Annotated in this window: 15 protein-coding genes; 9 read left to right on the top strand and 6 right to left on the bottom strand. The window is 58.7% G+C overall.

Features of this window, described 5'->3' with window-relative positions; genetic code table 11:
* Positions 1–35 precede the first annotated feature (35 nt).
* On the top strand, positions 36–1,376 hold the full coding sequence (gene proS / locus GS614_RS05660; RefSeq protein WP_171167167.1) for a proline--tRNA ligase: 1,341 nt from the start codon (positions 36–38) through the stop codon (positions 1,374–1,376).
* Positions 1,377–1,492: 116 nt separating this feature from the next.
* Here proS and GS614_RS05655 read toward each other — a convergent pair whose 3' ends face one another.
* Both GS614_RS05655 and GS614_RS05650 read right to left on the bottom strand, forming a co-directional pair.
* Entirely contained in the window at positions 1,493–1,852 is a 360-nt protein-coding gene (locus GS614_RS05655) for a hypothetical protein (protein ID WP_171114847.1), read from the bottom strand.
* A gap of 17 nt (positions 1,853–1,869) precedes the next feature.
* The gene (locus GS614_RS05650) at positions 1,870–2,190 is read right to left on the bottom strand and encodes a hypothetical protein (RefSeq protein WP_216601091.1); all 321 of its coding nucleotides are present in this window, start codon (positions 2,188–2,190) and stop codon (positions 1,870–1,872) included.
* Between the two features lie 18 nt (positions 2,191–2,208).
* On the opposite strand from GS614_RS05650, the gene GS614_RS05645 reads away from it, so the two are divergent.
* Both GS614_RS05645 and GS614_RS05640 read left to right on the top strand, forming a co-directional pair.
* Positions 2,209–3,504 (top strand): lipoprotein-releasing ABC transporter permease subunit, encoded by a 1,296-nt coding sequence (locus tag GS614_RS05645; protein ID WP_171725691.1) that lies wholly within the window; start codon positions 2,209–2,211, stop codon positions 3,502–3,504.
* On the top strand, positions 3,497–4,183 hold the full coding sequence (locus GS614_RS05640; RefSeq protein WP_152458702.1) for an ABC transporter ATP-binding protein: 687 nt from the start codon (positions 3,497–3,499) through the stop codon (positions 4,181–4,183). The genes GS614_RS05645 and GS614_RS05640 overlap by 8 nt, the downstream gene beginning before the upstream one ends.
* On the opposite strand, the gene GS614_RS05635 is transcribed toward GS614_RS05640, so the two are convergent.
* Complete coding sequence (locus GS614_RS05635; RefSeq protein WP_171205394.1) at positions 4,167–4,604, bottom strand: DMT family transporter; 438 nt, start codon at positions 4,602–4,604, stop codon at positions 4,167–4,169. The two genes, GS614_RS05640 and GS614_RS05635, sit on opposite strands and share 17 nt — an antisense overlap.
* Before the next feature lie 97 nt (positions 4,605–4,701).
* Here GS614_RS05635 and GS614_RS05630 point away from each other — a divergent pair, with 97 nt between their 5' ends.
* On the top strand, positions 4,702–5,109 hold the full coding sequence (locus GS614_RS05630) for a cytochrome c (protein WP_171329615.1): 408 nt from the start codon (positions 4,702–4,704) through the stop codon (positions 5,107–5,109).
* Here the strand turns inward: GS614_RS05630 and GS614_RS05625 are convergent.
* On the bottom strand, positions 5,106–5,798 hold the full coding sequence (locus GS614_RS05625) for a hypothetical protein (RefSeq protein WP_171205395.1): 693 nt from the start codon (positions 5,796–5,798) through the stop codon (positions 5,106–5,108). The two genes, GS614_RS05630 and GS614_RS05625, sit on opposite strands and share 4 nt — an antisense overlap.
* Before the next feature lie 42 nt (positions 5,799–5,840).
* Positions 5,841–6,503 carry a DNA-3-methyladenine glycosylase I gene (locus tag GS614_RS05620; protein ID WP_171205396.1) on the bottom strand — a complete coding sequence of 221 codons (663 nt, stop codon included), beginning with the start codon at positions 6,501–6,503 and terminating at the stop codon, positions 5,841–5,843.
* 419 nt (positions 6,504–6,922) lie between these two features.
* Between GS614_RS05620 and GS614_RS05615 the strand changes: the two genes are divergently transcribed.
* From GS614_RS05615 to GS614_RS05595, 5 genes are all read left to right on the top strand, one after another.
* Positions 6,923–7,873: an ABC transporter substrate-binding protein gene (locus tag GS614_RS05615; RefSeq protein WP_171725690.1), complete on the top strand. Its 951-nt coding sequence runs from the start codon at positions 6,923–6,925 to the stop codon at positions 7,871–7,873.
* A 9-nt stretch (positions 7,874–7,882) separates the two neighbouring features.
* Complete coding sequence (locus GS614_RS05610) at positions 7,883–8,932, top strand: glycine betaine/L-proline ABC transporter ATP-binding protein (RefSeq protein ID WP_171114865.1); 1,050 nt, start codon at positions 7,883–7,885, stop codon at positions 8,930–8,932.
* Positions 8,929–10,995: a proline/glycine betaine ABC transporter permease gene (locus tag GS614_RS05605; protein WP_171725689.1), complete on the top strand. Its 2,067-nt coding sequence runs from the start codon at positions 8,929–8,931 to the stop codon at positions 10,993–10,995. Before GS614_RS05610 ends, GS614_RS05605 begins: the two co-directional genes overlap by 4 nt.
* A 102-nt stretch (positions 10,996–11,097) precedes the next feature.
* Positions 11,098–11,763 (top strand): NnrU family protein, encoded by a 666-nt coding sequence (locus GS614_RS05600; protein WP_171725688.1) that lies wholly within the window; start codon positions 11,098–11,100, stop codon positions 11,761–11,763.
* Between the two features lie 70 nt (positions 11,764–11,833).
* Entirely contained in the window at positions 11,834–12,355 is a 522-nt protein-coding gene (locus GS614_RS05595) for a DUF2478 domain-containing protein (protein WP_171725687.1), read from the top strand.
* 80 nt (positions 12,356–12,435) lie between these two features.
* On the opposite strand, the gene GS614_RS05590 is transcribed toward GS614_RS05595, so the two are convergent.
* Complete coding sequence (locus tag GS614_RS05590) at positions 12,436–13,110, bottom strand: VPLPA-CTERM sorting domain-containing protein (RefSeq protein ID WP_171725686.1); 675 nt, start codon at positions 13,108–13,110, stop codon at positions 12,436–12,438.
* Positions 13,111–13,237 lie beyond the last annotated feature (127 nt).

The raw sequence follows: 13,237 nt of genomic DNA, 5'->3' as shown, positions 1-13,237 counted from the left end.
GCATTCGGGCTTTCGCTAGACAAATAGGATCGTTCATGCGCCTCAGCCGTTACTTTCTGCCCGTTCTCAAGGAAAACCCGTCCGAGGCCCAGATCGTTAGCCACCGGCTGATGCTGCGTGCCGGGATGATCAAGCAGGCTTCTGCCGGGATATATTCCTGGCTGCCGCTGGGTTTCAAAGTGCTGCGCAAGCTGGAAAACATTGTCCATGAAGAACAGGCCCGGGCCGGTCACATCGCGATCCAGATGCCCATCATCCAATCGGCGGATTTGTGGCGCGAATCCGGCCGCTATGACGATTACGGGCAGGAAATGCTGCGCATGAAGGACCGGCATGACCGGGACATGTTGTTCACGCCCACGGCCGAAGAACTGGTGACCGATATTTTCCGCGGCCACGTGAACAGCTACAAAGACCTTCCGCTGACCCTCTATCAGATCCAGTGGAAATTCCGCGACGAAATCCGCCCGCGTTTCGGCGTGATGCGGGGCCGCGAGTTCTATATGAAGGACGGCTACAACTTCGACCTCACCAAGGAAGATGCGCTGCACGCCTATAATCGCCATCTTGTCAGCTATCTGCGTACCTACGAGCGTATGGGCCTTCAGGCGATCCCGATGCGCGCGGATTCGGGGCCCATCGGCGGCGATGACACCCATGAGTTCCTCGTGCTGGCTGACACTGGTGAATCCGAGGTCTTCTATGACAGCGCCGTCACCGATCTTACCTTTGGTGATCGTGAGATTGACTATGACAGCCGTGAACAGTGTAAGGCGATCTTGGAAGAGTTCACCTCGAAATACGCACGCACGGATGAAACGCATGACGAGGCGCTGTTCAATCAGATCCCCGAAGAACGCCGCCGCGTGGCGCGTGGTATCGAAGTTGGGCAGATCTTCTATTTTGGCACGAAATATTCCGAGCCGCTGGGCGCCACCGTGCAGGGCCCGGATGGAAAACCGGTTCCGGTGCATATGGGCAGCCACGGGATCGGCGTCAGCCGTCTGGTCGGCGCAATCATCGAGGCCAGCCATGACGACAAAGGCATTATCTGGCCCGAGGGCGTGACCCCGTTCCATTGCGGCATCGTGAACCTGAAACAGGGCGATGAAGAAGCGGATGCGGCCTGTGACAAAATCTACAATGCTCTGACAGCCTTGGGGCTGGAGCCGCTTTATGATGACCGTAATGAACGGGCAGGGGGCAAGTTTGCGACCATGGATCTGATTGGTCTGCCCTGGCGGATTACGGTCGGGCCGCGTGGCCTGAAGAATGGTGTCGTTGAACTGACTTGCCGCCGGACCGGCGAAAGCGAGGAACTGAGCCCCGAGGCGGCCGTTACCAAAGTTGCTGAAATCTACCAGCAGATTGCCTGAGCACCGTCACCGGTGACGGGTCTTGCTGTCACGCAACACAGATCCATTTCGCGAAGGTGGCCATGCGATTGCCTTGGCCACCAAATGTGATCTGACCAATTCGATCGGTTGAGACGTCAGTCTTGGTCTGCCGTCGGGCGCGTCGCAAGGATATCTCCGTTGGCGCCATCGCCGCGTGCGACCACGATCGGACGGCCCAGCCGGTTGACCAGGTCGCGAAACTCAAGACCTAGAAACCGCAATCCGCAAACCCGCGCGTCCGTAGTGCGATCCGTGATACACAGACGCCCTTGCCGGAAAACCAGACGGTACCCTTTGTCTTTCAGGATATCCGTCAAGTTGCCCCAGCTTGCCGCGCTGGCAAAGATCGGCCGAATGGCCGCACGCAGCAGCGCCGCTGTTTCACAATCCAGATCTTTTGATGCTTGGCGAGACGGAATAACCCCCGCACCGTTGGTTGAAATTTGAAAATTCATTGAGCGACCCCCGCTCCTTAAATGTGTTCCCCCACATACAGGGTGACAAAGTTTCTGAAAATAATCAAAAAGAGTAATAAAATTTCGCGCCCATTGTTGCTTTTTCGATTCAGGAGCTCACAAAGCGCGATGATTAACTTCATACATGAAACAATACCGGTTTGTCTGTGATGCGCTTCACAACTCATGGTGTAGCAGCAGACTTCCAAGTCATCCGTTTGGCCCAGTCGCCGTGCTGGGCAACCGGATTGATTCGGCTCGTTCAGGCTGAGGAACGGGTTCAAAGCGACAACCGGCTTGACCATCGGGTGAAATGCCGAAACTGTCCCCGCGAACATGAACACCCCGGAGCAGGCATGGCCAACACACCCCCGCCCTTTGCCCCTTTTGAATGGAAAATCGCATGGCGTTATCTGCGGGCCCGCAGGGCCGAGGGCGGCGTCAGTGTGATGACCTGGATTTCTCTGATCGGGATCACATTGGCAGTGTTTGCCCTGATCGCGACACTGGCGGTCCGGTCCGGCTTCCGTTCCGAATTCGTCGGCACCATCCTGGGCGCAAACGCGCATGTAACGGTCTATTCGTCAGGCGAGATTGACGCGCAGGGGCGGGTGGATCGCACAATCGCCGACTACGAAGAGCGCGCGGCCCGGATAGCACAAGTGCCCGGAGTTCAACGCGCGGCTCCTTTGGTGAAGGGGCAGGTGCTGATCACCAACCGCGACCGCAGCAGCGGGGTTGAAGTGTTTGGAATCCGACCCGACGATCTGCGTGATCTGCCCGGAATTGCCCAGGCAGAGCAGGCTGTGGGGGACTTGTCTGAATTCCAGACGGGTGAGGATGTCATTGCAATTGGTTCAGGCGTGGCGCGCAGCATCGGGGCAACGGTCGGGGATGTCGTCAAGTTGACGTCGCCCAACGGCGTCAAAACCGCCTTTGGTACGTCGCCCCGCGTGAATGCCTATCGCGTTGTCTATGTGTTCTCGGCCGGGCGCTATGACATCGACCGCACCCGCGTCTACATGCCGTTTTCGCAGGCGCAGGGCTTTTTCAATCGCGAAGGTGTGGCCGATGAAATCGAAGTGATGGTGGACAACCCCGAAGACCTGGGCCCGATCCTGATTTCGATTCTCGAGGCCTCGGGCGAGCGCAGCCAGATCTGGACCTGGCAGGATGCATCCGGTGGGTTCCTGCGGGCATTGGAAGTTGAAGACAACGTGATGTTCATCATCCTTTCGATCCTCGTTCTGATCGCCGCGATGAATATTGTTTCGGGCCTGATCATGCTGGTCAAGAACAAGGGGCGCGATATCGGCATCCTGCGCACCATTGGCCTGAGCGAAGGGTCGGTTCTGCGTGTGTTTTTCATCTGCGGCGCTTTTACCGGACTGATCGGTACGGCAATGGGGGTCATCCTGGGATGCCTTTTTGCGATCTATATCGATCCGATCTTTTCCTTCGTGAATTACGTGATGGGCGGTGGCGTCTGGGATCCGTCGATCCGGGGCATCTATGCCTTGCCCGCCGAGCTGCACCTGAGCGATGTGCTCAAGGCGATCGGCCTGTCGCTTGGCCTGTCCTTTGTCGTCACCTATTTCCCTGCCCGTCGAGCGGCGCGGCTGAACCCGGTCGAGGCGTTGCGCTATGAATGATGTCACATTGCGTCTGAAAGGTCTGACCAAGACCTATCTGAAAGGCAAACCGGGCGAGGTGCAGGTCTTGCGCGGAGTTGATCTGGATCTGCGCGCGGGTGAGGCCGTAGCGATGGTCGCGCCCTCTGGGGCAGGTAAATCAACGCTTCTGCATATCGCCGGTCTGCTGGACATGCCCGACGAAGGAACCGTCGAAATTGGCGGGCAGAACGTATCGGGCAAGGGCGACCGGACCAGAACCGCACTGCGTCGGCAGGATGTCGGGTTCGTGTATCAATTCCACCACTTGCTGCCGGAATTCACGGCATTGGAAAACATCACCCTGCCGCAACTGGCCAATGGTGTGCCGGACAAGGCCGCACAGGCCCGAGCGCTGGATCTGTTGGACCGTGTCGGTGTGGCCGCACGCGCCAGCCATCGCCCCGCCGCACTCTCAGGTGGGGAACAACAGCGGGTGGCGTTTTGCCGGGCCTTGGCGAATGCGCCCCGTGTTTTGTTGGCGGATGAGCCGACGGGTAATCTGGACCCCGAAACCTCGGATCAGGTCTTTGATACACTGATGAAGCTGGTGCGGGACGAAGGGTTGTCGGCGTTGATAGCAACGCACAATCTTGACCTTGCGGCGCGCATGGACCGGATGGTTCGGCTTGAGGGCGGGGTGCTCAGGCCAGTTGAGTGATCGCAACGCCAATGGCCATGACGGCGATCCCGCCCATCCGCATGAGTGTAAGCGGTTCGACCTGTGCGCCGAACAGGCCGAAATGGTCGATGGCCGCAGCGCTGATCAATTGCCCGAGCAGCACAAAGAACACGGCATTGCCCACTCCGAAATGTGGTGCGACATGGGTGATCGACAGGACATAGAACGCAATCAGGACACCTGCAAGCAACAGGTGTTTCGGCGCATTGGCAATCTTGGACAAGGCCGCAAATCCGGGAAACAGCGCCATGACCAAGGCCGAGGCGATGAAGGCGATCGCAAACAGCACAACGGCTGCCGCAGTTGGCGACCCGATGACTTTTCCCAGCGCCGCGTTGAGCGCGGCCAGGATCGGAATTCCAAATCCGGCGGCCAGCATGATGGCGGCGTATTGTGTCATTGCCCGAAACCTCTGTACCTTTTTCGTTGATCTGGATCATTGCGCCAAGAAGGTCATCGGGCAACCCTGCAAATGCCAATCCAGGCAGGAGGATACGATGTTCAAGGCAACAATCAGTGTAATGGTTCTTGGGGTTTCGGCTGCTGCCTCGCAGGCCGCCTGGGCTCAGGACGCGAAGACCGGAGAGGAACTCTATATGCACCATTGCGCGACCTGCCACGGAATCGATGCGATGGGTCAGGGTCCGATGGCAGCCGTGCTGGTGGTTCAACCGAGCGATCTGACCGCTTTGTCCAACGAAGAGGGCGTGTTCCCGACTGCCCGCGTTGTCTCCCGCATTGATGGTCGGGATCCGCTGGTCAGCCATGGTAGCCCAATGCCGGTTTATGGTCCTTATTTTGACGGGCAGGACACATCCATGAAAACGCCGCATGGTCAGCCAATTCTGACGAGCCAGCCCATCGTGGATCTGGTGGCCTATCTGGAGACCTTGCAGCAGAATTAGGTTCCGCTGCAAATCCCGTCGATCTCGGCCTCGCTCCAAGGAAGCAAGATTGCGCGCTCTCGCCCTTTTTGCGGAAGCGGGGACAGATCAAAATGCGCGCTCAGCATCCTGTGCAGCCGTTTGGTTCGGGTGGCCTGAGGGTCCAGCGCACGGCAGCAAACGTATTCCTCGACGATGGCGCCCTGCTGTTCAAACCCGTAGGACAGGAAGTCCGGCGAGGTTTCGAGGTCAAAAAGATACGGGTCGCTGCGCCCACCATGTTCCGCCGCTGCTCGCAACGGGTGGTAACCGGTGGTCCGGCGATTCTGCCACTGCCAGACATGCGTCAGTTCATGGGCCAGCAGCATCGCAGCCACCAGGTTCATCTGATCCGGAAAATCGGACATGTAGTCTTCCAGATACCAGTCGCGCGCAAAATAGACCTTGTTGAACAGGGCCACGGCCGCGGGCCTGCCGGTCACGGGCCCGGGCTCTACCGGAGGAAGGATGCGCTCGCGACAGGCCAGACGTGGCCGCTCTTCGCGGAAATACGTCACATTGGCAACCGGCGCACCTTGGACCAATCGCACGCTGTCAAGATTCAGGGTTTCGCCCTGAATGGCATCCGCAAAGTTGCGCTCTTGCTTTGTCAATGGACGGCCGCAAGAGGACAGCAATAAAAGAGCACATAGGAATACGCGCAGAACCATGAGGTGAATCCTAGTCCTCTGCTTGCGATCCGCAAACCGTTTTCACAGGCTCATGGCCAGAACCCGGCTGATTTCCGTCAAAGACCGCCCGGATTGATCCATCCAGGAATTGAAGGCCCGTTGCACCGCCGCCATGGCTTTTTTCGACGTGGCGGGTTTGTCGATCACACCTTCGGCGATCAGACGGGCGGTGACGTCCCGCGACAGAATGAAACTGTCGCGGCCCGCAAAACGCATCGCATATTGCGCCGAAGCCCCGCCAAGACGAGACCCGCGTTTGGCCAGCATGGCAAGAAGGCTGACATAGTCATCAGAGGGCCAGCCCCCCAGAACCTGGCCCGCGCCGCCTTCGTCGCGCAGTTCCAAAAGGAACGCCGCGTTGTCCCGCACTGCTGCGATCTTGGTTCCATTGCGGACAATGCGTGTGTCTTGCAGCAGGGAATCGAACTTTTCATCATCCATGAACGCACACCGGCCCACATCGAAACCGTCAAAGGCGGCCTCGAATCCATCCCATTTGTTTTCGATGACCTTCCAGTTGAAACCGGCCTGAAAGACGCATTTCGTGATGATCGATAGCCACCGGTCGTCGGGCATCGCCGCCAGTTCTTCGTGGCTTTTGGGCTTGGTCAGCTGTGCTTCAAAGGCTTCGACCCCACCGTGGCGAGAGGCGGCAATATCAAAGATCTCGTCAAATGAACGCATGAACCCAACCTCAAAGCTGTCATATCAACAGTGTTTTGTTTTACCTTCCTTTTGCAATGGGAATTTTCGGTGTTCGAAAGCCACCCGACAGGAATCGAAATTCAGCCCGAACAAGAAAAAACACTGAACTGTCAAAGAAATCCTCGACAAACGGGCTCAAAACGGTTTGTGATTGACTCGTCAGTCAACATTCCGTGCCCCGGGGCGGGGGATATTGACGGGTCGGGCAGGGGCCCTTGCGGCGCCTGCGGGGGAAAATCTACGCATCAGCGGCAAGAAAGCCGCGCTGTTACAAACTGATCACTTTCCTTTTCCGACCAAATTTGTGCATGTTGCGGCATGGTATTGTCATCAGACAAAGATACCGGCGGGAAACCCCTGCCGGGGTGGGCAAAACAAATAAGACAGGGAGAAAATCCATGAAAAAACTGAGTGTAAGCCTTATGGCCCTAACCGTTGCCGGTGCGACGCATGCGGCGGATATGGGGGCCGTGGACGAGCCGATCAAACTGGCGATCAACGAATGGACCGGTCAGCACGTAACCACGCATGTGGCGGGTGAAATGCTCAAGGCCGCTGGTTATAACGTAGAATATGTGACCGCCGGCATGATGAACCAGTTCCAGGCGCTGGCCGATGGAGACATCGACGCGACGCTTGAAATCTGGTCGTCCAATGTTTCGGATGAATATGCCAAGAAGATCGAGGAAGGCACTGTTGTCGAAATCGGCGATCTTGGCCTGGATGCCAAGGAAGGTATCGCATACCCGGCGCATGTCGCTGATCTGTGCCCTGGCTTGCCTGCGTGGGAAGCGCTGAAAGACTGCGCGCAGGTGTTCGCCACGGCGGAAACTCTGCCCGGTGGCCGTCTGGTCGACTATCCGGCCGACTGGGGCACACCTGGTGCGGATCGCATGGCCGGCCTTGAGCTGCCGTTCAAGGCTGTCCCCGCCGGTTCCGAAGGCGCCTTGATCGCTGAACTTCGCGCATCGACCGAGCGTAAATCGCCGCTGCTGATCACATTCTGGCAGCCGCACTGGGCGATGTCTGCCTATGACGTGCAGTTCGTTGAACTGCCCGCAGGTGAAGAGGCATGCTTTAACGATCCGGCGTGGGGTCCGAACCCGAACGCGGTAAACGATTGCGACTTTTCACCATCTCGCATCTTCAAAGCCGGCTGGAGCGGCCTGGAAGAAAAGTGGCCCGCCGCCTATGAAATCCTGTCCAACTATCAACTGGCGGTCGAAGACCAGCAGCCGATGATGGGCGCGATTGATGTCGACGGCGGCCAGGTCGAAGAAGTTGTCGCTGCATGGATGGCCGAGAACGAAGACAAATGGCGTCCTGTTGTCGACGCGGCGACCAAGTGAGCCACTTAGGTGACTGACACGACCATGCCAGCCATTGCCTGCCGGAATCTCTGGCAGGTCTTTGGCCCGGGCGCTGACAAAGCCCTGACCGACGCGCTGTCTCGGTCAGGGAATGACGCTGACAAGGCCGCCGCAGACCTGCGGGAAAACGGGTTCATTCCGGCGGTTCAAGATGCCAATTTCGAGGTCAGGGAAGGCGAATTGTTCGTCATCATGGGCCTGTCGGGCTCGGGTAAATCCACGCTGATCCGCTGTATCTCGCAACTGCTGCCCGGCACCGGTGGTGAAATTCGGGTGGATGGTGAGAATGTCATAGGCGCCTCGAAAAAGGCCCTGACCGAGCTGCGCCGAAAAAAACTGGGCATGGTGTTCCAGCATTTCGGCCTGTTCCCCCACATGACCGTAGCTGAAAACGTCGCATATCCTCTGCGCGTTCAGGGCGTTGGCAAAAAGGAACGGCTGGACCGCGCGCAGGAAGTGATTTCGCTGGTTGGTCTGGAAGGGCGCGAAGACAGCTTCCCGCGACAGCTTTCCGGCGGGCAGCGGCAGCGGGTGGGTATCGCCCGCAGTCTTGCCGTAAACCCTGACATCTGGTTTCTGGACGAACCGTTCTCGGCGCTTGATCCACTGATCCGTCGCCAGTTGCAGGATGAATTCCTGCGCATTCAAGCGACGTTGAAGAAATCCATCGTCTTCATCACGCACGATATTCAGGAAGCGCTGAAGCTGGCAGACCGCATCGCCATCATGCGGGATGGCAAGATCGTGCAGATCGGCACGCCCACGGATATCGTCCTGCGACCCGTCGATGACTATGTGCGCGAATTCTCGAAGGATGTCGCCAAGGGGCAGCATGCCAAAGTCGCCTCGGTCATGCGAAACGAGGCAGAGTGTGGCCCGGATGATCCCGGCCTGACTACGTCGATGACACTGGACGCAGCCCTGGCCCATTGCATGGAACTATATGAACCCGTGCCGGTGCGGGATGCCGATGGCAATGTCGTTGGCACGGTGCACCCGTCCGATCTGGCCGCCGCGCTTCAGGTGGACGAAACATGACCGCCGTAACTGAGGTTCCGACGCAGCACGGCGCGCGGCTGACGGCGGGCGCCAAGGCCGCCCTGATTACGGTTGTCGTCGGTGCGGTTTGCCTTGCACTCGAGGGCATCGCCCCATGGCTGGTCAAATGGCCCGCCGCGTGGGAACTGCCTGCAACCCAATGGGTGGGCGCGTTTCTGGATTGGTTTCTGAACCTGATCAAACCGGCGATGCGGTTGTTCTCGGATATGATGACCTATCCGATGAACTGGGCGAATTTCGTTCTTGGCAATACGCCATGGCCCATTCTGATCGGGATCGTGACCGCGCTGGGCTGGTACTTGGGCGGTTTGCCCATGGCGGCGCTGGGCTTTCTGGGCCTCAGCTTTGTCCTGGCGTCGGGTTACTGGGCTGAGAGCATGAACACTCTGGCCTTGGTCGCAGTATCCGTTCCGGTGGCGTTGATTTTGGGTGGTGGCATAGGCATCCTCGCCAACGAGGTGCCGCGGGTGAAATCCTTCGTCCAGGCGGTTCTGGACGTCATGCAGACCGTGCCGACCTTCGCATATCTGACACCGCTGTTGCTGCTTTTTGGCTTTGGCCCCGTCGTCGGTCTGATCGCCTCGGCCATCTATGCCGCGCCGCCCATGGCGCGCAACGTGATGCTGGGGCTGGAACGGGTCGAGCCCGAGATCAAAGAGGCCGCGATCATGTCCGGTGGCACGCGGTTTCAGCAATTGTTTCAGGTCGAAATTCCCGCCGCTACGACGCAGATCATGGTCGGTGTGAACCAGTGTCTGATGGCGGCCTTGTCGATGGTCATCATTGCCGCTGTCATCGGTGGGTTCAACGATATCGGCTGGGAGGTTCTGCTGACCATGCGCAAGGCGCAGTTCGGGGAGTCTCTGATGGCGGGTCTGGTCATCGTGGTCTTTGCCGTCGTCATAGATCGTATGAGCGGCACTTTGGCGACCGAGCGCAAACGTTATGACAGCCGGGTTGTCTGGGCGATGTTGGGTTTCGCCGTGGTCTTCACCGCTGCCTTCTGGGCGTGGTTGCCGAACCCATCCGAACTGACCCTGCTGGATCCGATGGCCGAGGCCGTGGACAGCGGCCTGACCGCGTTCACTCAGGCCAATGGCCCGTGGTTGGATGCGCTCAAGAACAACTCACTGTTCTATGTGCTGCTGCCTTTGCGGATCGGTCTGGATCAGGCGGTGCTGCCCTTCACCTGGGGCTTCCAGTGGACGGCGGGCATGAGCTTTGGCCTGTTTGCCGCAGGTGCCGGGATCGCGCTGTTGATGGCATGGCGTGGGCGGCTGACGGGTGGTCTGATCGTCATGATCCTGATTGGGATGCTGGAAACCGGCATTGCCAACCTGCCATGGCCTTTCGTTCTGACCGGCGCCGCTGCTCTGGGCTGGGTCGCGGGGGGCTGGCGTCTGGCGGCGCTGTGCGTGGGGCTGCTTTGCACCATCCTCGTTTCGGGCCTGTGGGAGAGAGCGCTCTTGTCGCTTTACCTGAGCGGTGCGGCGGTGTTTTCCTGTGCCGTGGTCGGCGGCCTGATCGGCCTTGCCAGCGCGATTTGGGAGCCGGTGTGGAAAGTGGTCCATCCGATCTGCGACATGTTGCAGACAATCCCTCTGTTCGTGTTCCTGATCCCGGTCCTCATGGTGTTCCAGATCGGCGAGTTCTCGGCCTTTCTGGCAATCTGTGCCTATGCGATCGTGCCCATGATCCGCTACACGCGGCACGGGCTGGTCAACACGCCGGACGAGATGATGGAGGCCGCGATCTCAAGCGGTGCGACCGAGTGGCAGATCATGCGCGACGTGCGTGCGCCCTATGCCGCGCCCACGATCCTGCTGGGGTTGAACCAGACCATCCTCTATGCCTTTGCGATGCTGGTGATCGCCGCATTGATCGGCACCACGGGTCTGGGACAGTCGATCTATCTGGCGCTGGGTCAGGCGGATGTGGGGCTTGGCATTTCCGCCGGGGCCGCGATGGCGATTCTGGCGCTGATTGCCGACCGCATCGTGCAGGGCTTTGCCGAAGAACGCCGCGCGGCGCTTGGGTTGTAAACAGGGCAGGGGCGATGCATCGCCCCTGCGCCGCACTTGATTTTGGACAAAGATACCCGTGCCGTCCTGATCTAGACCGATCCCAATAACGCGGAGATCACCATGACCGGTTGGGTCCTATTCCTTGCAGCGCTCGTCACATTCCTTCTCAGCCACGCGATTCCGGTGCGGCCCACCATACGCGGATGGCTGATCGATACACTCGGACGCCGGGGGTATTTCACGGCCTATTCGGTTCTGTCGCTGGCCGTCCTGGCGTGGTTGATCATCGCCGCTGCCAACGCTCCTTATGTCGAGGTCATCCCGCCATTTGCGGTTTTGCGCTGGGCGCCGGTTCTGATCATGCCGGTGGTCTGCTGGCTGGCTGTCGCGGGGCTGATCATTCAGAACCCGTTTTCGTTCGGAGGGCTTGGCAATCGGCCCTTTGACCCAGAACGGCCCGGTATCCTGCGCACCACCCGACACCCGATCCTTGCCGCGCTGATACTGTGGGCGGTGGCACATCTTCTTGCCAATGGCAGCCTGTCACATGTGATTCTGTTCGGCCTGTTTGCCGGTTTCGCAGCCATGGGCATGGCCCTTATCGACCGGCGCAGGTCGCGGGAAATGGGCATTGAATGGGTCCGCTTGTCCCGCAATACGGCGCGGTTCTCACTGCGCGCACCGCGTCCCTGGCCGCGTCCCGGGGTGTGGCTGGCCGCACTTGCCGCCTATGCGGTTCTGCTTCACCTGCACGCCCCTGTGATTGGCCTGTCCCCGCTTCCGTGAACGAGGGAGTGGCCGGGCGGTGCCTTGCGTGCTATTTGAAACGTCACAAACGAATTACAAGAGGTCCAAGATGCATCTGGCCTATGTCACCACCACCGATCGCGGCGCGACGGACCGCCTGCTGAGCGCCGTTGCGGACCGCCTGCTGGCGTCCGGAGCAAAACTGGCCGGTGTCGTGCAAACAAACACGGAATGTGCCGACAGCAGCAAATGCGATATGGACTTGCGCGTGCTGCCCGACGGTGAAACCATCCGCATTTCACAGTCGCTGGGCACCCAGTCGCGTGGCTGCCGTCTGGACCCGGCAGCGCTGGAACAGGCGGTGGGATATGTGACTGCCTCGCTGGAGGGCGCGCCCCAAATGCTGATCATCAACAAATTCGGCAAGCATGAATCCGATGGGCGTGGATTCCGCCCCGTGATCGGCGAAGCGCTGGCGATGGATATCCCGGTTCTGGTCGGCGTGAACGGTTTGAACGAAGAGAAATTCCAGACCTTCGCGGATGGTGCAGCGGAAGCCCTGCCGGCGGATCTGGATGCAATCGAGGCGTGGTTCAACAAGGTCTCGGAACTGCGCCCGGCGGCGGAATAGAAACTTCCAAACTCTTGGTTAAGAGACAAAAAGCGGCGCTGAAAAACAAATCAGCGCCGCTTTTTTAGTGTTGGGTGCAACTAGGTTGTCTTAAGCCTGCGGTACCCGAACAGGCCCAGAACGGCACCGATCAAAAGCAGCCCGCTTGCGGGCAGGGGGACCGGTGCGACGACTAGATTGTCTACCCACATTTCCCCGCAGTAGTCGATACACCATGCTGTGTTTGGGGTGGTGAAAAATTGATGCCTTAGTGGAGACGGGCTGTTGTATGTCACCATCAACGCGTCAATTGCCGTGAAAGCGCTTGAAAAGGTCAGTGTGGTCAAAGCCATCGGACCGAATGTCTGGCTGGCCACAACTGACCCATTCAGCAACCCGGAAAAGGTCAACGTCGGAAAGGTCGCTGGCCCTGCGGTTAACCATTGATTGTATGCAGCGGTGCCGAAAGCGGGGGCTGGACCGGAACCAGTTGTGAAAGCTCGGGACCAGCCTTGCAGATCAACGGTCTGAACTGTAAATTTGCCACCGATCACGGGCTTTATTGTGGTGGACAGTACGCCACTATCATCGTGGAAATTAATATAGTTTCCGAAGGTGTAGACGTCTGCATAATTGAACGTGAAACCTTGGCTTATTCCTTGCCTAGTGCCGGATGCTGTGATCGGATCATTCGGAAAGTTATTGTCAAATGTAATAGTCAGCGCATTGGCCGCACCAGCTATGCAAACGGCAAGAGCCGCAAAAATCAGTTTCATAACAAATCCCTCTCAATTAAGTGAAGAGACTAGCGAGCGATGCCCGGTTTCGCAACTTTTACGAGTCTTTGCGGCCGTTATTGCGCAAAAGCATGCACGTGAGCACGCGCGGGCAATGCGTTCTGGC

It is taken from the genome of Ruegeria sp. HKCCD6604 (genome assembly GCF_013110635.1).
GTDB lineage: Bacteria > Pseudomonadota > Alphaproteobacteria > Rhodobacterales > Rhodobacteraceae > Ruegeria.
Note: the sequence above shows the minus strand (reverse complement) of the source record. Positions and strands in the feature narration are given on the sequence as shown.